The sequence below is a fragment of the Oceanitalea stevensii genome, assembly GCF_014837105.1.
GTDB lineage: Bacteria > Actinomycetota > Actinomycetes > Actinomycetales > Actinomycetaceae > Oceanitalea > Oceanitalea stevensii.
This window is the reverse complement of the sequence record NZ_JACSPO010000001.1, coordinates 891,078-913,938: the sequence shown is the minus strand read 5'-3', so window position 1 is coordinate 913,938 and position 22,861 is coordinate 891,078. Positions and strand designations below refer to the sequence as shown.

The 22,861-nt window shown below is 73.1% G+C and carries 15 protein-coding genes and 1 riboswitch; of the genes, 12 read left to right on the top strand and 3 right to left on the bottom strand.

What is annotated here, in order from left to right; translation table 11 throughout:
• Positions 1-16 precede the first annotated feature (16 nt).
• The 12 genes from H9624_RS04180 (at position 17) to H9624_RS04125 (ending at position 19,326) form a co-directional block, all read left to right on the top strand.
• The gene (locus tag H9624_RS04180; protein WP_251838621.1) at positions 17-1,351 is read left to right on the top strand and encodes a hemolysin family protein; all 1,335 of its coding nucleotides are present in this window, start codon (positions 17-19) and stop codon (positions 1,349-1,351) included.
• Between the two features lie 112 nt (positions 1,352-1,463).
• The gene (locus tag H9624_RS04175) at positions 1,464-2,681 is read left to right on the top strand and encodes an NADP-dependent isocitrate dehydrogenase (protein WP_251838620.1); all 1,218 of its coding nucleotides are present in this window, start codon (positions 1,464-1,466) and stop codon (positions 2,679-2,681) included.
• Positions 2,682-2,703: 22 nt separating this feature from the next.
• Positions 2,704-3,684 (top strand): malate dehydrogenase, encoded by a 981-nt coding sequence (locus H9624_RS04170; RefSeq protein ID WP_251838619.1) that lies wholly within the window; start codon positions 2,704-2,706, stop codon positions 3,682-3,684.
• Between the two features lie 142 nt (positions 3,685-3,826).
• Complete coding sequence (locus H9624_RS04165) at positions 3,827-4,558, top strand: AIM24 family protein (protein WP_251838618.1); 732 nt, start codon at positions 3,827-3,829, stop codon at positions 4,556-4,558.
• A gap of 102 nt (positions 4,559-4,660) precedes the next feature.
• Positions 4,661-10,675 (top strand): pullulanase-type alpha-1,6-glucosidase, encoded by a 6,015-nt coding sequence (gene pulA / locus H9624_RS04160; protein WP_251838617.1) that lies wholly within the window; start codon positions 4,661-4,663, stop codon positions 10,673-10,675.
• Positions 10,676-10,805: 130 nt separating this feature from the next.
• Positions 10,806-11,663 carry a formyltetrahydrofolate deformylase gene (gene purU, locus H9624_RS04155; protein ID WP_251838616.1) on the top strand — a complete coding sequence of 286 codons (858 nt, stop codon included), beginning with the start codon at positions 10,806-10,808 and terminating at the stop codon, positions 11,661-11,663.
• A 163-nt stretch (positions 11,664-11,826) separates the two neighbouring features.
• Complete coding sequence (locus H9624_RS04150; RefSeq protein WP_251838615.1) at positions 11,827-12,324, top strand: GNAT family N-acetyltransferase; 498 nt, start codon at positions 11,827-11,829, stop codon at positions 12,322-12,324.
• A gap of 17 nt (positions 12,325-12,341) precedes the next feature.
• A riboswitch (ZMP/ZTP riboswitch) is annotated at positions 12,342-12,430 on the top strand.
• 51 nt (positions 12,431-12,481) lie between these two features.
• Positions 12,482-13,780: a serine hydroxymethyltransferase gene (gene glyA / locus H9624_RS04145; protein ID WP_251838614.1), complete on the top strand. Its 1,299-nt coding sequence runs from the start codon at positions 12,482-12,484 to the stop codon at positions 13,778-13,780.
• Complete coding sequence (locus tag H9624_RS04140) at positions 13,777-14,652, top strand: bifunctional methylenetetrahydrofolate dehydrogenase/methenyltetrahydrofolate cyclohydrolase (protein WP_251838613.1); 876 nt, start codon at positions 13,777-13,779, stop codon at positions 14,650-14,652. The genes glyA and H9624_RS04140 overlap by 4 nt, the downstream gene beginning before the upstream one ends.
• Before the next feature lie 49 nt (positions 14,653-14,701).
• Positions 14,702-15,850 carry an MFS transporter gene (locus H9624_RS04135; protein WP_251838612.1) on the top strand — a complete coding sequence of 383 codons (1,149 nt, stop codon included), beginning with the start codon at positions 14,702-14,704 and terminating at the stop codon, positions 15,848-15,850.
• 101 nt (positions 15,851-15,951) lie between these two features.
• The gene (gene ggt / locus H9624_RS04130; RefSeq protein ID WP_251838611.1) at positions 15,952-18,435 is read left to right on the top strand and encodes a gamma-glutamyltransferase; all 2,484 of its coding nucleotides are present in this window, start codon (positions 15,952-15,954) and stop codon (positions 18,433-18,435) included.
• A gap of 75 nt (positions 18,436-18,510) precedes the next feature.
• Positions 18,511-19,326: an exodeoxyribonuclease III gene (locus H9624_RS04125; protein WP_251838610.1), complete on the top strand. Its 816-nt coding sequence runs from the start codon at positions 18,511-18,513 to the stop codon at positions 19,324-19,326.
• A 148-nt stretch (positions 19,327-19,474) separates the two neighbouring features.
• Here H9624_RS04125 and galK read toward each other — a convergent pair whose 3' ends face one another.
• From galK to H9624_RS04110, 3 genes are read right to left on the bottom strand one after another with little or no spacing between them, the layout of a single operon-like run.
• Complete coding sequence (gene galK, locus H9624_RS04120) at positions 19,475-20,707, bottom strand: galactokinase (RefSeq protein WP_251838609.1); 1,233 nt, start codon at positions 20,705-20,707, stop codon at positions 19,475-19,477.
• Positions 20,704-21,900, bottom strand: a complete 1,197-nt coding sequence (gene galT, locus H9624_RS04115) for a galactose-1-phosphate uridylyltransferase (RefSeq protein WP_251838608.1) — start codon at positions 21,898-21,900, stop codon at positions 20,704-20,706. The genes galK and galT overlap by 4 nt, the downstream gene beginning before the upstream one ends.
• Positions 21,893-22,696 (bottom strand): DeoR/GlpR family DNA-binding transcription regulator, encoded by an 804-nt coding sequence (locus tag H9624_RS04110; protein WP_504740239.1) that lies wholly within the window; start codon positions 22,694-22,696, stop codon positions 21,893-21,895. Before H9624_RS04110 ends, galT begins: the two co-directional genes overlap by 8 nt.
• Positions 22,697-22,861 lie beyond the last annotated feature (165 nt).

Below are 22,861 nucleotides of genomic sequence, written 5' to 3'. Positions count from 1 at the left end.
CTGGGACAATGGCCCGATGACCGACCTCGTCGTCGACATCTCCCTCGTCTTCGCCTTCGTCCTCCTCGGCGGCGTCTTCGCCGCGTCCGAGATCGCCCTCGTGTCGCTGCGCGACAGCCAGGTCCGCGCGCTGGCCGAGAAGGGCGGACCCGGCGCCCGGGTGGCCCGCCTCACCGAGGACTCCAACCGCTTCCTGTCCTCGGTGCAGATCGGCGTCACCCTCGCCGGCTTCTTCTCCGCGTCCTTCGGCGCCGCGCAGATCGCGCCGCAGGTCTCGCCCGCCCTGGAGAGCCTCGGGCTGGGCAGCGGGGTCGCGAGCACCGTCGCCTTCGTCGGCACGACCGTCCTCATCTCCTACCTCTCCCTCGTCTTCGGTGAGCTCGTGCCCAAGCGGCTGGCGATGCAGAGCGCCGAGCGCTTCGCCGTCGTCGTCGCGACCCCGCTGGACTGGATCGCGACCGCGATGCGGCCCGTCATCTGGCTGCTCGGCGCCTCGACCAACCTCGTCATGCGCCTGCTCGGGCGGGACCCCCACGAGCAGCGCGAGGAGATCGGTGCGGAGGAGCTGCGCTCGATGGTGGCCCAGCACGAGTCGATCGGGGCCGTGGAGCGCGACATGGTCGTCGACATCCTCGCGGTCGGGGACCGTGGCGTGGAGGAGATCATGACGCCGCGGACCGAGGTCGAGTTCCTCGACGCGGACCTGCCGGTGGGCGAGGCGCAGGCGCTGGTCTCCACCCTCGAGCACTCGCGCTACCCCGTGCGCGGCCGCAACGACGACGACGTCCTCGGCTTCATCCACGTGCGCGACCTCATCAGCATCAGCCCCGGCGCCCGAGTCGTCGGTGACCTCGTGCGCCAGGTCCCCTTCTTCCCCACGGGCAAGCGCGTGCTCTCCGCGCTCACCGACATGCGCACGCAGAACGCGCACCTCGCCGTCGTCGTCGACGAGTACGGCGGGACCGACGGGATCGTCACCCTGGAGGACGTCGTCGAGGAGTTCGTCGGGGAGATCAACGACGAGTACGACCGCCCCGAGCCCGGCGTGCGGGCCCGCGGCGAGGTCGGTGACGTCGCCGGGCTGCTCGGGCGGGCGGACGTCGCCAAGGTCCTGGACAGGGAGCTGCCCGAGGGCCCCTTCGACACCCTCGCGGGTTTCGTCGTCACCCGCCTGGGCCGCATGCCGGAGGTGGGCGACGCCGTCGAGTGGGACGGTCTCACGCTCACGGTCGCGGCCCTCGACGGGCGGCGCGTGGACCGCCTCCACGTCCGGGCCACCGCGGAGGCCGACGGCGACGGCGCCACCGCCGTCGCCGGGGCGGACCCGGGGGTGGCCGGCCAGCACCCCTGAGGAGGTGTGGCCCATTTATCTCGATGTCGAGTAATCTTGGTGGCGGTGCCGGCGCCCCGGCGCCGAGGACGCCGAGCACACACCCTCGTGGTGGTCAGGAGAGCGCAGGAACATGGCGAAGATCAAGGTCGAGAACCCGGTCGTCGAGCTCGACGGCGACGAGATGACGCGGATCATCTGGCAGTTCATCAAGGACCGCCTCATCCACCCCTACCTGGACATCGACCTCAAGTACTACGACCTCGGGATCCAGCACCGCGACGCCACCGACGACCAGGTGACGATCGACGCCGCCCACGCCATCCAGGAGTACGGCGTCGGCGTCAAGTGCGCGACCATCACCCCCGACGAGGCCCGCGTGGCCGAGTTCGGCCTCAAGAACATGTGGCGCTCGCCCAACGGCACCATCCGCAACATCCTCGGCGGCGTGATCTTCCGCGAGCCGATCATCATCTCCAACGTCCCGCGCCTCGTGCCCGGCTGGACCAAGCCGATCATCATCGGCCGCCACGCCCACGCCGACCAGTACAAGTCGCAGAACTTCAAGGTCCCCGGCCCGGGCACCGTGACGATCACCTACACCCCCGACGACGGCAGCGAGCCCATGGAGCTCGAGGTCGCCAAGTTCGGTGAGGACGGCGGCGTCGCGATGGGCATGTACAACTACAACAAGTCGATCGCCGACTTCGCGCGCGCGTCCTTCTCCTACGGCCTGCAGCGCAACTACCCGGTCTACATGTCGACGAAGAACACGATCCTCAAGGCCTACGACGGCGCCTTCAAGGACATCTTCCAGGAGATCTTCGAGGCCGAGTTCAAGGACCAGTTCGACGCCGCGGGCCTCACCTACGAGCACCGCCTCATCGACGACATGGTCGCCGCGGCCATGAAGTGGGAGGGCGGCTACGTCTGGGCCTGCAAGAACTACGACGGCGACGTCCAGTCCGACACCGTCGCCCAGGGCTTCGGCTCGCTCGGGCTCATGACCTCCGTGCTCATGTCCCCGGACGGGCGCACCGTGGAGGCCGAGGCCGCGCACGGCACGGTCACCCGCCACTACCGCCAGCACCAGGCCGGCCAGCCGACCTCGACGAACCCGATCGCCTCGATCTTCGCGTGGACGCGGGGCCTGTCCCACCGTGGCAAGCTCGACAACACCCCCGAGGTCACCGCCTTCGCCGAGACCCTCGAGGACGTCATCATCAAGACCGTCGAGTCCGGCAAGATGACCAAGGACCTCGCTCTGCTCGTGGGCAAGGACCAGGAGTGGCAGACGACCGAGGGCTTCCTCGCCTCGATCGACGAGAACCTCGCCGCCCGTCTCGGCTGACGGCCCCAAGGAGACAACGCTCATGAACCAGCCCGTCAACGTCACCGTCACCGGCGCCGCCGGCCAGATCGGCTACGCCCTGCTCTTCCGCATCGCCTCGGGCCAGCTCCTCGGCCCCGACACCCCCGTCCGGCTGCGCCTCCTGGAGATCCCCCAGGGCGTCAAGGCCGCCGAGGGCACCGCCATGGAGCTGGACGACTGCGCCTTCCCGCTGCTGGCCGGCATCGACATCTTCGACGACGCCAACGCCGCCTTCGACGGCGCGAACGTCGGGCTGCTCGTCGGGGCGCGTCCCCGCACGGCCGGCATGGAGCGCGGGGACCTCCTCGAGGCCAACGGCGGGATCTTCGGCCCGCAGGGCAAGGCGATCAACGACAACGCGGCCTCCGACATCCGGGTGCTCGTCGTCGGGAACCCCGCCAACACCAACGCGCTCATCGCCCAGCGCCACGCGCCGGACGTCCCGGCCGAGCGCTTCACCGCGATGACCCGCCTGGACCACAACCGGGCGCTGAGCCAGCTCGCGCAGAAGACGGGCACCCCGGTGAGCCAGATCGAGAACCTCACGATCTGGGGCAACCACTCCGCCACCCAGTACCCCGACGTCTTCCACGCGACCATCGGCGGCCGGCCGGCCACCGAGCTCGTGGACGAGGCCTGGCTGGACGGGGAGTTCATCCCGACCGTCGCCAAGCGCGGCGCGGCCATCATCGACGCCCGTGGCGCGTCGTCGGCGGCGTCGGCCGCCAACGCGGCCATCGACCACGTCCACGACTGGGTCAACGGCACCGGCTCGTCCTGGACCTCGGCGGCCATCCCGTCCGACGGCTCCTACGGCGTGCCCGAGGGGATCATCTCCTCCTTCCCGGTGCGCTCGTCCGGCGGCCGCTGGGAGATCGTCCAGGGCCTGGAGGTCAACGACTTCTCGCGCCAGCGCATCGATGCCTCCGTCGCCGAGCTCGTCGGCGAGCGGGACGCCGTGCAGGAGCTCGGCCTCATCTGAGCAGACCGACCGAGGGCCGGGAGGGGACACCCTCCCGGCCCTCGGTGTCTCGCCGACCGCGGTCCCCGCGCCGAAAAGCATCCCGCGGCCGTGCCCGGGACCACTAGGCTGCGGCTGCCAGCCACACGCGCGGAGGAGAGCCATGCCGATCCACGGGACCCTGTTCAGCGACTTCCAGGAGACGGCCGCGCGGGAGCCGTTCATCCTGCAGAACAAGAAGCTCCTCAAGATCCAGATGGGCTACGGCCCGGTCTGGGCCAAGTCCGGCTCGATGGTCGCCTACCAGGGCGACGTCCACTTCCAGAACAAGGGCTCCGGCGGCCTCGGCCGGATCGTGAAGTCGGCGATGACCGGCGAGGGCGTGAGCATGATGGAGTGCACCGGCCAGGGGGAGCTCTTCGTCGCCGACGGCGCGGCCGACGTCCAGGTCTTCTACCTCGAGAACGACATGGTGTCGGTCAACGGGGGCAGCGTGCTCGCCTTCTCCTCCTCCATCGAGTGGGACATCCACCGTCTCCAGGCCCGCGGGGCCGCGATGACCGGCGGGCTGTACAACGTCTCCCTGCGGGGGACCGGGTACGTCGCCGTCACCACCCAGGGTGAGCCGGTGGCCCTCGACGTCGCCAGCGCCCCCACCTTCGCCGACGCCCAGGCCGTGGTCCTGTGGACCGGCGGCGTCAGCGCCGACATCCGGGTCGACACCGGAGGGCTGTCCTCCCTCGTCCGGGGCGGGACGGGGGAGACCTTCCAGATGGCCTTCGGCGGGCAGGGCTACGTCATCGTCCAGCCGAGCGAGACGGTCGTCAGCGGCGGGCACCAGGAGAACCGCACGAAGAGCAGCGGCGGCGGGCTCGGGGGCCTGTTCGGCGGCTGAGCCGGGCGGCGCCCAGAGCGCGCCGTGAAACAATTTGCAAGCCTTGCAGGGGCTTTCAGGCGGGTCTACGCTGCGGACATCATCCGGAGACGAGGGAGTCCCATGTCCGCGAGATCCGCCCGCCCGCGCGCCGCCGTCGCCACTCTTGCCACCGTGAGCCTGCTGGCCTCCGGGGCGGCCGCGCTCGCCACCACGCTGCCCGCCGCGGCCGACGACGCGCTCGTCGTCCTCGCCGGGGACCTCCAGTCCGAGCTGGGCTGCCCGGCCGACTGGGACCCCGGGTGCGCCGGTACCGCCCTCGCGCCCACCGGCGCCGAGGGCGTCTACTCCGCCGAGCTCACCGTCCCCGCCGGGCGCTGGGAGTACAAGGTCGCCGTCGGCGGCTCCTGGGACGAGGCCTACGGCGTCGGGGGAGGGGACACCAACTACGCCCTCGACCTCGCCGGACCGGCCGACGTCCGCTTCACCTTCGACCACGCCGACGGCCTCCTCGCGCTCGAGGTCCTCGGCCTCGCGCAGGACTACACCGACGCGGACGCCGCGCTCGTCGCCGAGCCGGTCCGCCAGCCCGGCGCCGACGAGCAGTTCTACTTCGTCATGACCGACCGCTTCGCCGACGGCGACACGGCCAACAACACCGGTGGCATCGACGGCGGACGCCTCGACCACGGCTTCGACCCCACGGACAAGGGCTTCTACCACGGCGGCGACGTCGCCGGCCTGCACGAGAACCTCGACTACATCGAGGGCCTGGGCACGACGGCGATCTGGCTCACGCCGTCGTTCAAGAACCGTCCCGTCCAGGGCGAGGGTGAGAACGCCTCGGCCGGCTACCACGGGTACTGGATCACCGACTTCACCCAGATCGACCCGCACCTCGGCACCAACGAGGAGCTCGAGGCGCTCATCGAGGACGCCCACGACCGCGGGATCAAGGTCTACTTCGACATCATCACCAACCACACCGCCGACGTCGTCGACTACGCGGAGGGGGAGTACGGCTACGTCGACACGGCCACCTCCCCCTACCGCGACGCGGACGGCGAGGTCTTCGACCCGGGCGCCTACGCCGGCACGGACGAGTTCCCCGCGCTCGACGCCGAGACCTCCTTCCCCTACACCCCGGTCGTCGACGAGGGCATGGAGGACGTCAAGGTCCCGGGGTGGCTCAACGACGTCACGCTCTACCACAACCGCGGGAACTCGACGTGGGAGGGCGAGTCGGTCACCTACGGCGACTTCGACGGGCTCGACGACCTCATGACCGAGCACCCGACCGTCGTCGACGGCTTCATCGAGGTCTACGAGGACTGGATCGACCTCGGCGTCGACGGCTTCCGCATCGACACCGCCAAGCACGTGAACGTCGAGTTCTGGGAGGAGTGGACCGCCGAGATCCTCGACCACGCCCGCGCCCAGGGTAACGAGGAGTTCTTCATGTTCGGCGAGGTCTACGACGCCGACGCCCGCCTCCTGTCCCCGTACGTGCGCGACACCGACATGAACGGCGTCCTCGACTTCGCCTACCAGTCCGCCGCGGTCAACTACGCCAAGGGTTTCACGGCCGCAGGCCTGTCCGGGCTGTTCGCCACGGACGCGTACTACACGACCCCGACGACGAGCGCCCACGACCTGCCGACCTTCCTCGGCAACCACGACATGGGCCGCGTCGGCTTCTTCCTCCAGGGCTCCGGCGACGAGCGCGAGCGCTCGATGCTCGCCCACTCCCTCATGTACCTCACCCGTGGCCAGCCGGTCGTCTACTACGGCGACGAGCAGGGCTTCGTCGGCCAGGGCGGGGACAAGGACGCCCGCCAGTCGCTCTTCGCCAGCCAGGTACAGCAGTACCAGGACGAGGAGACGCTCGACGGCGAGCCCATCGGCGCGGTGGACCGCTACGACACCGGCGCGCCCCTCTACACGCACATCGCCGAGCTCGCCGAGCTGCGCTCGAGCACCCCGGCGCTCGCGACGGGCGCCCAGGTCGAGCTCCACGCCGACGACGGCGCCGGGGTCTACGCCTTCGCCCGCGTCGACCGGGAGGAGCGGCGCGAGCACGTCGTCGCCGTCAACAACCGCACCGCTGCCGCCACGGCCACCTTCACCACGCTCACGCCCGGCGCCACCTACGCGCCCCTGTACGGGGACCACGCCACGGTGACGGCGGACGCGACGGGGTCGGTGACGCTGAGCGTGCCCGGGCTGTCCGCCGTCGTCCTCGTCGCCGACGGCACCGTGGGCGCGCCCGCCGAGCCCGGCGACATCACGCTCTCACCCGCCCAGGGCGGCCGCCTCGACGGCGTCGCACCGGTCAGCGCCGACGTCGCCGACGACGTGTGGGCGGAGACCTCCTTCGCCTACCGGCTCGTCGGGGCCGAGGAGTGGACGCCGCTCGGCACCGCCGAGGGCGATGCGCCGCGGGTCTTCCACGACGTCTCCGGGCTGCCCACCGGCACGCTCGTCGAGTACCGCGCCGTGTCCGTGGACGCCGCGGGGAACCGCAGCGCCGCCTCGACGGTCGGCTCGGTGGGCCAGGCGGTCGACGGCACCGCCGGCCCGGAGCAGCCGACCGGTGACCTCGTCACCGTGCCCGGCAGCCACAACGCCGCCATGGGCTGCCCCGGTGACTGGCAGCCGGACTGCGAGGCCGCGGCCCTCGTCCTCGGCGCGGACGGCGTGTACTCCGCGACCTTCGACCTGCCCGCCGGCAGCTACGCGTACAAGGTCGCCGTCGGCGGCAGCTGGGACGTCAACTACGGCGCCGGCGGCGTGCCCGGCGGCGCCGACGTCACCTACACCCACGAGGGTGGGCCGATCACCTTCTTCTACGACCCGGTGACCCACCGCTTCGCCAGCACCGCGGAGGGCCCGGTCATCACCCTGCCCGGCAGCTTCCAGAGCCAGGTCGGCTGCCCCGGCGACTGGCAGCCGGACTGCATGGCCACGTGGATGACCGACCTCGACGGCGACGGCACCTACGAGTGGTCGACGACGGCGCTCGCGACCGGCAGCTACGAGGTCAAGGTGGCCCACGGCCGCAGCTGGGACGAGAACTACGGCGCCGGCGGCATCCTCGACGGCACCAACATCACGTTCAGCGCCACGGGCGGCGAGCTCGTGTCCTTCAGCTACGACCTCGAGACCCACGTGCTCACCGTCGAGGTGACCGACCCGCCCCTGGCGGGCACCGGTCAGCTCGCCGCGCACTGGCTCGACGAGACGACCGTCGCGTGGCCGGCCTCCCTCGTGCCCGAGGGCACCGACCCCGCCGAGCTCGAGTGGTCCCTGCACCACGCCGCCGCGGGCGGCATGGAGGTCCTCGACGGGGAGGTCGACGGCGCGGACGGTTCCGCGGCGCTCACCCTCGTGGGGGAGGGACTGCCGGAGGCGCTCGCCGAGCGCTTCCCGCACCTCGCCGACCACCTCGCCCTGCGCGTGGAGGGCCTGAGCACCGCCGAGGTGCAGGAGGTCCTCACCGGTCAGGTGCAGGTGCTGCAGCGGCAGGGCGAGGTCGCCTCCGCCTTCACCGGGCTGCAGGTCCCCGGCGTCCTCGACGACCTCTACGCGGAGGCAGCGGCGGACCGCACGCTGGGCGTGGACTGGGCCGCGGACGGCACCCCGACGCTCGCGCTGTGGGCGCCCACCGCCACCGACGTCGAGCTGCACCTGTGGGACGAGCCGCAGGCAGGCGCCGTCGCCGCGGCCGCCGTCACCGGCGAGCCCGAGGTCCTCGACATGACCCGCGAGGACGACGGCACGTGGTCCGTCGAGGGTGAGCCCGGCTGGGAGGACGCGGCCTACCGCTTCGCCGTCACCGTCTACGCCCCCAGCGTGGACGAGGTCGTCACCAACGAGGTCACCGACCCCTACGCCGTCGGGCTCACCGAGAACTCCACCCACTCGGTGCTCGTCGACCTCGACGACCCGCGCTGGGCGCCGGAGCTGTGGGCCGACACCCCGCGGCCGGTCGTCGAGCGGCCGGTGGACCGCACGATCTACGAGCTGCACGTGCGGGACCTCTCGATCAGCGACGAGACCGTGCCCGAGGAGCTGCGCGGCACCTACCTCGCCTTCGCGCAGGACGACAGCGACGGGATGCGCCACCTGCGCACGCTCGCCGAGGCCGGGATGAACACCGTCCACCTCCTGCCGACCTTCGACATCGCCACGATCGAGGAGGACCCGGCGGCGCGCACCGAGCCGGACGTGCCGGACGCCGCGCCGGACTCCGAGGAGCAGCAGGCCGCCGTCAGCGCCACCCGCGACCTCGACGGCTTCAACTGGGGCTACGACCCGTGGCACTTCTCGACGCCGGAGGGCTCCTACGCCGTCGAGCGGGACGGCGGCAGCCGCACGGCGGAGTTCCGCACCATGGTCGGCGGCCTGCACGACGCCGGGCTGCAGGTCGTGCTCGACAAGGTCTACAACCACACGAGCGCCTCCGGGCAGGACGAGCGGTCCGTCCTCGACCGGGTGGTCCCCGGCTACTACTACCGGCTCAGCGCCACCGGCAGCGTCGAGACGTCCACGTGCTGCCAGAACGTCGCCACCGAGCACGAGATGGCCGAGAAGCTCATGGTCGACTCGGTCCTCACCTGGGCCACCGACTACGGGGTCGACGGCTTCCGCTTCGACCTCATGGGCCACCACTCGCGCGACAACATGCTGGCCGTCCGCGAGGCGCTGGACTCCCTCACCCTCGAGGACGACGGCGTGGACGGCGAGTCCGTCTACGTCTACGGCGAGGGCTGGAACTTCGGGGAGGTCGCGGACAACGCCCGGTTCTACCAGGCGACGCAGGGCCAGCTCGACGGGACCGGTATCGGGACCTTCTCCGACCGGCTGCGCGACGCCGTCCGCGGCGGCGGGCCCTTCGACGAGGACCAGCGCACGATCCAGGGCTTCGGCTCGGGCTCCTTCACCGACCCGAACGCCGTGGCCGAGGGGACGCCGGAGGAGCAGGCGGCGCGCCTGGCCCACCAGACCGACCTCGTGCGGCTCGGGCTGGCCGGCAACCTGGCCGGCTACTCCTTCCTCACCGCCGCCGGTGAGGTGCAGACCGGCGCGGAGATCGACTACAACGGCCAGCCCGCCGGGTACGCCACCCAGCCCGACGAGGTCGTCACCTACGTCGACGCCCACGACAACGAGACGCTGTTCGACAACCTCGCGTTCAAGCTCCCGGTCGACACCTCGATGGAGGACCGGGTGCGGATGAACACGCTGTCGCTGGCGACGACGGCGCTGTCCCAGACGCCGTCGTTCTGGCACGCGGGGACCGACCTGCTCCGCTCGAAGTCCCTGGACCGCAACAGCTACAACTCCGGTGACCACTTCAACCGGCTCGACTGGTCGATGGGGACGAACACCTTCGGCGTCGGCCTGCCTCCGGCGGAGGACAACGCCGACGCGTGGGAGGTCATGGGCCCGCTCCTGGCCAACCCGGACCTGCGGCCCGAGCGCGCGGACATCGAGCAGTCCACAGCGATGGCCCAGGACCTCCTCGAGCTGCGCTTCTCCACCGGGCTCTTCCGGCTCGGGACCGCCGGGCTCATCGAGGAGAAGGTGACGTTCCCCGGCTCCGGGCCGGACGCGACGCCCGGCCTGCTCGTCATGGCGGTCGACGACACCGCCGGGACCGAGGACGTCGACCCCGCCCTCGACGGCGTGCTCGCGGTCTTCAACGCCTCCCCGGAGGCGATCACCGAGGAGGTGGACGGCTTCGCCGGGCGCGAGCTCGCGCTCTCGCCCGTGCAGGTGGACGGCGCCGACGACGTCGTGCGGGAGACGTCGTGGGACGCGCAGACCGGCACGGTGACCGTGCCGGCCCGCACCGTCGCGGTGCTCGTCGAGGCGCAGGACGAGTTGGAGCCCACGCCCACGCCGACCGACCCCACGCCCACGCCCTCGCCCACCGACCCGTCGCCCACGCCGGGTGACGGCGGTGGCCCCGGTGGGGGGACCGGCGGTCCGGGTGACGACGACGGCAGGCCCGGGGCGGGGCCGGGCGGGAAGCTGCCGCAGACCGGCGCAAGCCTCGCCGTGCCGGTCGTGGTCGCGCTGCTCCTGCTCCTCGCGGGCGCGACGCTCGTCAACCGGCGCCACCGGCTCCGCTGAGCACACCGCCGCGCACACCGTGTGGGTTCCGGGTCCTCTGCGGGCCCGGAACCCACACGGAGTCGTGCCCAGGGGCCGGGGAACGGACCGCTGAGCGGGCCGGCCGGCGTGGTCGGCTAGCCTCTGGCGGGTGAACACCGACGGCGACCTCCACCTCGTCCTGTCCCTCTCGTGCCCGGACCGGCCCGGCATCGTCAGCGCCGTGGCCGGGCTGCTGGCCGAGCACGGCGGGAACATCACCGAGTCCCAGCAGTTCGGCGACCCCTCGACCGGGCTCTTCTTCATGCGCGTCCAGGTCCAGACCGGCGCGCCCCGTGAGGAGCTCGAGGCGGCGCTCGCCGAGCTCGCCGGGCGCTTCGAGATGACGTGGCACCTGGACGTCGTCGGCCGTCCGCTGCGCACGCTCGTCCTCGTGTCCAAGGCGGCGCACTGCCTCGCCGACCTCGGCTACCGCCAGCGCAACGACCGGCTGCCCATCGACGTCGTCGGGGTCGTGTCCAACCACACCGTCCTCGAGGACCTCGCCCGGTTCTACGACTACGACTTCCACCACGTGCCGGTCACCGCGGACACCAAGGCGCAGGCCGAGGCGCGGCTGCTCGAGCTCGTCGAGGAGCAGGACGTCGAGCTCGTCGTCCTCGCCCGCTACATGCAGGTGCTCTCCGACGACCTGTGCCGCCGCCTCGAGGGGCGCGTCATCAACATCCACCACTCCTTCCTGCCGAGCTTCAAGGGCGCCCGCCCCTACGCCCAGGCCCACGCCCGCGGCGTCAAGCTCATCGGCGCCACCGCCCACTACGTCACCGCGGACCTCGACGAGGGCCCGATCATCGAGCAGGACGTCGAGCGGGTGGACCACGGCGACGACGAGCGCGAGATGGTCGCCCTGGGCGAGGACGTCGAGCGCCGGGTCCTCGCGCGTGCGGTCCGCTGGCACGCCGAGCACCGCGTCCTGCGCGACGGCGCCCGCACCGTCATCTTCCGGTAGTCCCCACCGCCTACGCGCCCCTTCACCGCCGACAGCTGGATTGCGCCCGGCGCCTGTCCCCGACCGCTGGGCGCAATCCGGCTGTCGGCGGGAGGGGGGCTGGTAGGGGGATCGCGGGGTGGACGTGTACGCGCCCGCCGGGGGACGGTGCAAGGATGGCGGCATGGACGACGTTCGCATCGATGTGGTCGACGACGACGCCGCCGGCGAGCTGCTGACGGTTCGGCGCGCGGCCTTCGTCACCGAGGCCCAGCTCTACGGCGACCCCAGCATCCCCGCCCTCACCCAGACGCTCGAGGAGCTGCGGGCGGACCTGCAGCGCCCGGAGGTCGTCACGCTCGGGGCGTGGATCGGCACCCGGCTCGTCGGCTCGATCCGCGTCGAGCTCGAGGGCGAGCGGGCCAACCTCGGCCGCCTCGCCGTCGTCCCCGACCTCCAGGGCCAGGGCCTGGGCACGCAGCTGCTCATGTCGGTCCTCGAGTACCTGCCGGAGCAGACCAAGGAGGTCTGGGTCTTCACGGGCCAGGACTCCAAGCAGAACCTGTCGATGTACGCCAAGCACGGGTACGAGCACCAGTACGACCAGCACACCGGAGACCTCACCTACGCCTACCTGCGGCGGATCCTCGGCGAGGAGGAGCCGGCCGAGCCCCAGGGCTGAGCCGGAGCAGGTAGAGTCTGCCCTGTCGCGACTGGCGCCAGAGGTGGATCACCACCGGGGAGCGACGAACCACGCAGACCTCAGGTCGCCCGCCTGGGCCGAGGGTCACCGGCAACGCGCGCTCCGGCGCGCACCCAGTGAGACATGCGGAGGAACGATGAGCCAGCCCACCGACACGCGCCCGGTCGCCGACCAGGCCCTCGCCGAGCTCGACCCCGAGATCGCCGCCGTCCTCGACGGCGAGCTCACCCGCCAGCGCGAGACGCTGGAGATGATTGCCAGCGAGAACTTCGTCCCGCGCGCCGTCCTGCAGGCGCAGGGCTCGGTGCTGACGAACAAGTACGCCGAGGGCTACCCCGGCAAGCGGTACTACGGCGGCTGCGAGCAGGTCGACATCGCCGAGAACCTCGCGATCGAGCGCGCCAAGTCGCTGTTCGGCGCCGCGTACGCCAACGTCCAGCCCCACTCCGGTGCCACCGCCAACGCCGCGGTCCTCCACGCCATCGCGCGTCCCGGTGACAAGGTCCTGGGCCTGTCCCTGCCGCACGGTGGCCACCTCACCCACGGCATGAAGATCAACTTCTCCGGCCGCCTCTACGACATCGCCGCCTACGGCGTCGACGAGCAGACCCACCGCATCGACATGGACCAGGTGCGCGCGCAGGCGCTCGCCGAGCGGCCCAAGGTCATCATCGCCGGCTGGTCGGCCTACCCCCGCCACCTCGACTTCGCCGCCTTCCGCGCGATCGCCGACGAGGTCGGCGCCTACCTGTGGACCGACATGGCCCACTTCGCCGGGCTCGTCGCCGCCGGCCTGCACCCCAACCCGGTGCCGCACTCCGACGTCGTCTCCACGACCATCCACAAGACCCTCGGCGGCCCCCGCTCGGGCATGATCCTGTCCCGCGACGCCGAGGACCTGGGCAAGAAGCTCAACTCCGCGGTCTTCCCCGGCCAGCAGGGTGGCCCGCTCATGCACGTCATCGCCGCCAAGGCCGTCGCGCTCAAGGTCGCCGCCGGCGAGGAGTTCGCCGACCGGCAGCGCCGCACCCTCGAGGGCGCCCGGATCATCGCCGAGCGGCTCATGGAGCCCGCCGTCCGCGAGGCCGGCGTCTCCGTCGTCACCGGCGGCACCGACGTCCACCTCGTCCTCGTCGACCTGCGCAACTCCAGCCTCGACGGCCAGCAGGCCGAGGACCTCCTCCACGCCGCCGGCATCACGGTCAACCGCAACGCGGTGCCCTTCGACCCGCGCCCGCCGCGCGTCACCTCCGGCCTGCGCATCGGCACGCCCGCCCTGGCCACCCGCGGCTTCGGGGCCGCGGAGTTCACCGAGGTCGCCGACATCATCGCCACCACCCTCACCGAGGGCACGGCGGCGGACGTCACCGCCCTGCACGCCCGCGTCGCGAAGCTGACCGACGCGTTCCCGCTCTACGAGGGCCTGCAGCAGTGAGCGCGCGCGTCCTCGACGGCAAGGCCACCGCGGCGCAGATCAAGTCCGAGCTCGCCACCCGCGTCGCCGCGCTGCGCGAGCGCGGGATCGTCCCCGGGCTGGGCACGGTGCTCGTGGGCGACGACCCCGGCTCGCGCAGCTACGTCGCCGGCAAGCACCGCGACTGCGCGGAGATCGGCATCGAGTCGATCCGCGTCGACCTGCCCGCCACCGCGACCCAGGACGAGATCCTCGCGGCGGTGGACCGGCTCAACGCCGACCCCGCCTGCACCGGGTACATCGTCCAGCTCCCGCTGCCCGCGGGCGTGGACACCAACGCCGTCCTCGAGCGCATCGACCCGGACAAGGACGCCGACGGCCTCCACCCGACGAACCTCGGCCGGCTCGTCCTGCGGGTCAAGGAGCCGGTCACCAGCCCGCTGCCGTGCACCCCGCGCGGCGTCATCGAGCTGCTCGACCGCTACGACGTCGACCTCGAGGGCGCGCACGTCGTCGTCGTCGGCCGCGGCACCACGGTGGGGCGCAGCATCGGCCTCCTCCTCACCCGCCGCGACGTCAACGCGACCGTCACGCTCACCCACACCGGCACCCGTGACCTCGCCGCGCACGTGCGCCAGGCCGACGTCGTCGTCGCGGCCGCCGGGGTGCCGGGGATCGTCACGGCGGACATGGTCCGTCCGGGCGCGGCGGTGCTCGACGTCGGCGTGAGCCGCGTCGTGGACCCGGAGACCGGGAAGGCGCGCCTGCGCGGGGACGTCGCCGACGGCGTCGCCGACGTCGCCGGGTGGCTCTCGCCCAACCCGGGCGGGGTCGGCCCGATGACCCGCGCGATGCTCCTCGCCAACGTCGTGGACGCGGCAGAGCAGGGCTGAGTTGGCGCCCCGGCGCCCAGGGCGTCTTGCCTGGGCGTTCGTCGCCGTCATGCTGCTGGCGGCGTGCCTGCGCGCACCGGTGACCTCGGTCGGCCCGCTCCTCGAGCGGGTCGGCGAGGACACCGGGCTCGGTGCCACGGCGCTCGGGCTCCTCGGGTCGCTGCCGGTCATCGGCTTCGGCGTCGGCTCGGCGCTCGTCCACCGGCCGGCGATGCGCTTCGGCCTCGAGCGGGTCCTCGCGTTCGCGCTCGTGGCCCTGGCGGGTGCCGTCGTGCTGCGCTCCGTGCCCGTCGTGGGCGCGCTGTGGGTGGGCACCGCCGTCATCGGCATCGCCTCGGCCGCCGGGAACGTGCTCGCCCCGGCGGTGATCAAGCGCGACCACCCCGGGCGGATCGCGTTCGTCACGGCCTGCTTCACCGCGGTCATGACGACGACGGCGGCGACGGCGTCCGGCCTCGCCGTGCCCGTCTCGGACGCGTGGGGCGGCGGGTGGCGGCTGCCGCTGGGAGCGCTCGCCGTCGCCGTCCTGCCCGTCGCGCTCCTCTGGGTCGTCCGGGCGGTGCGCACGCCGCGGCCGGCGCAGGAGCACCCACCGGCCGGGCTGCCCGCCGCCGGGCCACGCTCGGTGACGATGTGGCGCAGCCCGAGCGCCTGGGTGGTCAGCGCGTTCATGGGGCTGCAGTCCGCGTCGTTCTTCACCCTGTCCACCTGGCTGCCCACGGTGGAGACCTCCCTCGGCGTGGACCCGCGCGCCGCCGGGTGGCACCTGTTCGTCCTCCAGCTCGTCGGGATGCTCGCCGGGCTGCTCGTCGCCACGCTCATGCGTGGCCGCACCGACCTGCGGGCGCTCGGCGTCGTCATCAGTCTGTGCATCGTCGTGGCGATGGGCGGGCTGCTGCTGGCGCCGCAGGCCGCCGTCGCCTGGGTCGGACTGGCGGCCGTGGGCACGGGCAGCTCCCTCGTGCTCGCGCTGAGCCTCCTCGGACTGCGCACGGCCCACTCCAGGCACACCGCCCAGCTCTCCTCGATGGCGCAGACCATCGGGTACGCGATCGCCGCGTGCGGGCCGCTGCTCGCCGGCTGGGTGGGGGGCACCTTCTCCTGGAGCCTCGTGCTCGTCGTCGTCGCCGGCTTCGGGGTGGCGCAGCTCGTCGTCGTGCTCGGGGCGGCCCGGCCAGGGCTGATCCTCAGCCGCTGAGGGCCGGCCGAACCACCCGTCACTCATCCTTCTCGACGATGTCCCCGGCGCGGGGGCCCCCGTAGCATCCACGGACGGTCCCTACAGCACGGAGGACAACGATGTCGCACCACGCGAGACGGCCGCTCCGGCCGGCCACCCTCATCCTTCCGCTGACGGCGGCGCTCGTCGTCGGCACCGTCCCGGCGGCCCACGGCCTGCCGCAGGAGTACGACAAGGAGGCGACCGCCACCGGCTACGACGGCGCCGTCGCCTCCCTCGACCCCTACGCCTCGCTCGCCGGCCTGGAGGTGCTGCGCGAGGGCGGGAACGCCGTCGACGCCGCCGTCGCCGCCTCCGCCGCGCTCGGCGTCACCCGCCCCTACGACGGGAGCATCGGCGGCGGCGGCTTCTTCGTCCTCTACTCCGCCGACACCGGCGAGGTGACGACGATCGACTCCCGCGAGGAGGCGTGGGCGGCGATGGAGCCGGACGTCTTCCTCGAGGACGGCGAGCCCATCCCCTTCGGCGAGCGGCGCGTCTCGGGACTCTCCCAGGGCGTGCCGGGACTCGTCCGCGGGTGGGAGCTCGCGCTGTCGGAGTACGGGACGAAGTCGCTCGCCGAGGTGCTGGAGCCGGCCGTGCGGGTCGCCGAGGACGGGTTCGTCGTCGACGCCCAGTACGAGTCGCGGACCGCGGACAACCTCGAGATCTTCCAGGACTTCACCTCGAGCACCGAGACGTTCCTCGTCGACGGCGAGGCGCCCGCGGAGGGCACCGTCATCACCAACGAGGAGCTCGCCGACACCTACCGCCTCCTCGGCGAGGAGGGCGCCGACGTCTTCTACGAGGGCGAGATCGCCGAGGCGATCGTCGCGACCAACACCAACCCGCCACTGGCCGACGGCGCCGAGCGCCCGGTCCGGCCCGGGGAGATGACCCTGGCGGACCTCGCCGGCTACGAGGCGCTCGAGCAGGAGCCCACGGTCGTGGACTACCGCGGCCTGGAGGTCTACGGGATGGCGCCGCCCTCGAGCGGCGGCTCGACGGTGGGGGAGGCCCTCAACATCCTCGAGGGCTTCGACCTCGCCGGCATGGCCGAGGAGGAGGTCCTCCACCACATGGCCGAGAGCTCGGCCCTCGCCTTCGCCGACCGCAACGCCTACGTCGGTGACGAGGCCTTCCTCGACGTCCCGCTCACCGGGCTGCTGTCGCAGGGCTTCGCCGACGAGCGGCGCGAGCTCGTCGGCCCCGAGGCGCAGGCGCGGCCCGTCCCGGCCGGGGACCCGTGGCCCTACGACGACGGCGAGGGCGCGGCCGCGTCCGCCGGGTCCGCGGAGGGGCACGGCTCGACGACGCACCTCACGGTCGCCGACCGGTGGGGCAACGTCGTGAGCTACACCTTCACCATCGAGCAGATCGGCGGCAGCGGGATCGCCGTGCCCGGGTACGGCTTCCTCCTCAACAACCAGCTCACCGACTTCGAGCCCGACCCCGAGCACCCCGCCAACGCGCCGGAGGGCGGCAAGCGACCGCGCAGCAGCATGGCCCCGACGATCGTGCTCGACGACGGCGCCCCGGTCGCCGCCTTCGGCTCACCCGGTGGCTCCACCATCATCACGACGGTGCTCCAGGTGGCGATCAACCACCTCGACCTGGGCATGTCGCTGCCCGAGGCCATCGCCGCTCCCCGGCTGTCCAGCCGCAACGGTGCGGCCAGCGAGGCGGAGGCGGCGATCGCCGGCACCGCGCTCGGTGAGGCTCTCCGCGCCCGGGGCCACACGGTCACCGAGGTGGGCACGCTCGGCAACGTCACGGGTATCGCCTTCCTCCCCGACGGCCGGCTGCAGGCGGCCGCCGAGCCGGAGCGCTCGGGTGGGGGCAGCGCCATGGTGGTGCGGCCCGGAGACGTCCCCCCGCCCACGGCGTCCCCGCAGTTCCACCTGAGCAACGACTGGCGCGGCACCACGGACGAGGTCTTCCGCTACGGCCGCACCGGGGACGAGGTGCTCATCGGCGACTGGGACGGCGACGGCGTCGACACGATCGCGGTGCGCCGCGGGAACGTGATCCACGTGTCCGGCGGACACCGCGGTGGTGACGCCGCGCAAACCTTCACCTACGGACGTCCGGGTGACACGCTGCTCGTCGGCGACTGGGACGGCGACGGCCGAGACACGCTCGCCGTGCGCCGCGGCGCGGACTACCACGTGAAGAACCGGCTGACCGGCGGCGACGCCGACCGCGTCGTCCGTTACGGCCGGGAGGACGACACGGTCCTCGTCGGTGACTGGAACGGGGACGGGACGGACACCTTCACGGTGCGCCGGGCCGCGACCTACCACGTGAGGAACTCCCTGCGCGGCGGGGACGCCGACACGGTCCTCACCTACGGCCGCGCCGGTGACACCACCCTCGCGGGCGACTGGGACGGCAACGGCACCGACACGCTGACCATCCAGCGCGGGCGCGTCTTCCACGTCAACAACTCCCTCCGCGGCGGGGACGCCGACCGGGTCCTCACCTTCGGCCGCGAGGGCGACGAGGTGTACGTGGGTGACTGGGACGGCAACGGGACCGACACCCTGGGCGTGCGCCGCCCGTAGGACGGGCCGGCGGGACCCGCGACTGCGGGTCCCGCCGGTTTCGGCCATGTCACCGCCCGAGGTGAGAATGGCCGGATGCTGAGAATTGCCACCGTCAACGTCAACGGGATCCGCGCCGCCGTCCGCAAGGGCATGGACACGTGGCTCGCCGACCGCTCCCCGGACCTGCTCCTCCTCCAGGAGGTCCGCGCCCCCGACGACGTCGTCCACGACGTCCTCGGGGAGGGCTGGCACGTGGCCCACCAGGCCTCGGACATCAAGGGCCGGGCCGGCGTGGCCGTCGCGTCCCGGCTGCCCGCCACGGCGGTGCGGGTGGGCCTGGGCGGTGACGAGCCGCCCGTCGACACCGGCCGCTGGGTGGAGATGGACGTCGAGCTGCCGGGCAGCGACCGGCCGCTCACCCTGGTGTCCGTTTACGTCCACTCCGGGACGGCGAGCGAGCCGGAGCGGATGGCCGCGAAGTACGCGCACCTGGACAAGGTGACCGCGCGGCTCACGACGCTCTCGGAGCAGGCGGCCGCGGGGGAGCGGGACATCGTCGTGGGCGGGGACGTCAACATCGTCCACCGGCCCGTCGACATCAGGAACTGGAAGAGCAACCACAACCGCACCTCCGGCGTGCTCGACCAGGAGATCGCCTACCTCGACCGCTGGTTCGACGACCTCGCCTACGTCGACCTCGGCCGCCGCCTCGGCGGAGAGGGCCCCGGTCCCTTCACGTGGTGGTCGATGCGCGGGAAGGCCTTCGACAACGATGCCGGCTGGCGGATCGACTACCTGCTGTCCTCGCCCGGCTTCGCCGAGCGGGCCCGCACGGCCACGGTCGACCGCGCCGCCGCCTACGACCAGCGCTTCTCCGACCACGCCCCCCTCGTCGTCGACGTCGACTGAGGCCCCCCTTCTCGCCGACAGCTGGATCTCGCCCCGCACGCCCCGGGCGGGATCCAGCTGTTGCTGCGAAGGGCGAGGAGCGCTGTCGGCGCGAAGGACGAGGAGACCCGGGCGGGATCCGGCTGTCGGCGCGAAGAGGGGGCGGTCGTCAGGCGGTGCGGGCGGCGGGGGCGCTCGCGGGGGCGAGGAGGAAGGCCGGTGCGGCGAAGCCGGCGGCGGCGAAGGCCGCGCTGACCGCCCCGGCCACGCGCTCGGCCTGCCCGGCCGGCAGCAGCGCGATCGCCGAGCCGCCGAAGCCGCCGCCGGTCATCCGGGCGCCGTGGGCGCCGGCAGCCGTCGCGGTCTCCACGGCGAGGTCGAGCTCGGCGCAGGAGATCTCGTAGTCGTCGCGCATGGAGGCGTGCGAGCCGGCCATGAGCGCGCCGAGCGCCGCCGCCCGGCCGGTGTCGAGCGGCCCGGCGTCCAGCTCCTCGGCGAAGCGGGCGACGCGCCCGATCTCGGTGACGACGTGGCGCACCCGCCGCTGGACGACCGGGTCGTCCAGCGCGGCCAGGGCGGCGTCGAGGTCCTCGACCTCGCGCAGCGTCGTCACGCCGAGCTGCCGGGCGGCGCGCTCGCAGCTGTCGCGGCGCTCGGCGTACTGGCCGTCGACGAGCGCGTGCGGGGCGCGGGTGTCGATGACGAGCAGCTCCAGCCCCGCCGCCTCGAGCGCGAAGGGGACCTGCCGGGTGGAGCCGTCGCGGCAGTCGAGGAGCAGGGCCCGGGCCTCCTGAGCACGGAGCGAGGCGGACTGGTCCATCCCGCCCGTCGGTGCCCCGGCGACCTCGTTCTCCGCGCGCACGCACGCGGCCGCGAGGCGGGCCCGTCCGGCGTCGTCCGCCGCCAGGCCCAGCCCCCACAGCTCGTCGAGCGCGATCGCGACCGCGCACTCGAGCGCCGCCGAGGAGGACAGGCCGGCGCCGTAGGGCACACAGCTGTCCACGGCGACGTCGAAGCCGGTCACCCGTTCGGCGGGGACGAGCCCCTCGGCGACGAGCGCCCAGGCGACGCCGACGACGTACGCCGGCCAGCCCTCGACCGCACCCGGCGAGCCCGCCGGGCCGACGCCGTCGAGGTCGACGGTGCGCACGCCCTCCTCCTGCGCCGAACTGAGGCGCACGGTCCGGTCGTCCCGACGGCGGACCGCGACGTAGGTGCGGTGGGGCAGGGCCACCGGCAGGCAGAGGCCGCCGTTGTAGTCGGTGTGCTCCCCGATGAGGTTGACGCGGCCGGGGGCCGCCCAGACGCCGTCGGCGGGCTCGGGCCCGAGGGTGGAGGCGAGGAGGTCGCGGGCCCGGCGGGCGCCGTCGTCGGCGGTCCAGGCGGGGGCGAGGACGCTCACTCCATGACCTCCCGCAGCCGGTCGGCGACGCGCTCGGGGGTGGTGTCGGAGACCCACGCGCCCATGCCGGACTCGGAGCCGGCGAGGTACTTGAGCTTGCCGGGGGCGCGGAGGACGGAGAAGAGCTGCAGGTGCAGGCGCAGGTCCTCGCGGCCCTCGTGGACCGGGGCCTGGTGCCACGCGGCGATGTAGGGCAGCGGGATGGCGCGCGGCTCGCCGTCGTCGCCCTCGGCCACGAAGAACTGGTCCCCGGCGCGCAGGAGGCGCAGGTAGATGCCGGCGAGGTCGGTGCGCTCCTCGTCCGTGAGGGCGGGCAGGTCGGGGACGTCGCGGCGCGGGGCGAGGTGGACCTCGACGGGCCAGCGTGCGGCGGCCGGCACGTAGGCGACCCAGTGCTCGGACTCGGCGACGACGCGGCGGCCGGAGCGCAGCTCGGCCTCGAGGACGTCGCGCAGGAGGTTGCGCCCGGTGGCGGCGCGGTGCTCGCGCGCCTGGCGCAGCATCGTCGCGGTGCGCGGCGTGAGGTAGGGGTAGGCGTAGATCTGCCCGTGCGGGTGGTGGAGGGTCACGCCGATCTCGCGGCCGCGGTTCTCGAAGCAGAAGACCTGCTCGACGCCGGGGAGCGCGCCGAGCTCGACGGTGCGGTCCGCCCAGGCCTCGACGACCGTGCGCATGCGGCGCTCGTCGAGCGTGGCGAGGGAGGCCTCGGGGTCGGGGGAGAAGCAGATGACCTCGCAGCGGCCGGCGGCCGGGCGGACGGGCCACAGCGGCTCGCCGTCGAGGTGGGTGACGACGTCCTCCTCGCCCGGGACCTGGACGAGGGAGGGGAAGCGGTTCTCGAAGACGACGACGTCGTAGTCGTCCGCGGGGATGTCGCCGTCGGTGTACGCCGCGCCGGGACGGGCCGGGGCCAGCGGGTTGGCGTCCGCCGGGGGCAGGTGCGTGCGGTTCATCCGGTGGGTGGCCATCGGCACCCACTCCCCGGTGAGGACGTCGTAGCGCATCTGCGGGCCGGTGAAGGGCTGCGGCTCGCCGTCGGGGCCCGGGACGGGGGCGAAGCGGTCCGGCAGGGGGCGGGGGTCGTCCAGGCGCCGGGTGGCACCGCCGGAGACGTAGGGCTCGGAGTCGTCGAAGTAGAGGATCTCGCGGCCGTCGGCCAGCGTGCCGCGGGTCTTGCGGACGGTGTCAGTCATGGGAGGCGATCTCCAGGGAGAAGTCGTGCGTGGCGGCCGCGGCGAGGGTCTCCTCGTCCGGCTGGGCGTCGGTGACCAGGGCGGCGAGGTCCTCCGCCCGGCAGAAGGTGCGGAGTCCGCGCACGCCCCACTTGCTCGAGTCCAGGACGGCGACGGCGCTGCGGCCGGTCGCGAGGAGCGCCGAGTTCGTCGACGCCTCCTGGAGGTTGGGCGTCATGAGGCCGAGGGTGGGGTCGAAGCCGTGCGCACCGAGGAACACCCAGTCGACGCGCACGTCGCGCAGGTAGTCGGCGGTGGCCGGCCCGACGAGGGCGTCCGAGGGCGTGCGCTCGCCGCCGGTGAGGACGACGGTCGGGGCGGGGCGGCCCGCCTCCCGTGCCTGCATGGCCGCCTGGTGGAGGACGTCGGCGGCGGGCAGGGAGTTGGTGATGACGGTGAGCGTGGCGAAGTGGGGCAGGGCCGTGAGGGCACGGGCGACGGCGAGGGTCGTCGTCCCCGCGGAGAGCGCGACGGCGTCCCCCGCCTCGACCCGCGAGGCGGCGAGCGCGCCGATGCGGGCCTTCTCGGTCTGGTGCTGGCCCACCTTGAGGGCGAAGGCCGGCTCCTGGGCGGAGCGGCTGGGGGCGACGGCGCCGCCGTGGACCCGGGCGACGAGCCCGCGCCGGACGAGGCTGGTGATGTCGCGGCGGATCGTCATCTCCGAGACGCCGAGCTGGTCGACCATCTCGGCGACGCGCACGCCCCCGTGCTGGTTGACCGCGGCCAGGATCTGCTGCTGACGTTGCCGGGCGAGCAGGGGTGGCGCCTCGGGACGCTCGGTGTCCATGCGTCCAGTGTGCCAGAAAATGCCCCATAACCGAACATGACCGATCAGCTGAGGGGGCGGCGACCTGCGCCAGTTCTCGGTGTGCGCCCGGTGGGGGCACCGTGCTGCCGGTCGGCGGGCAGCACGGTGGCCCAG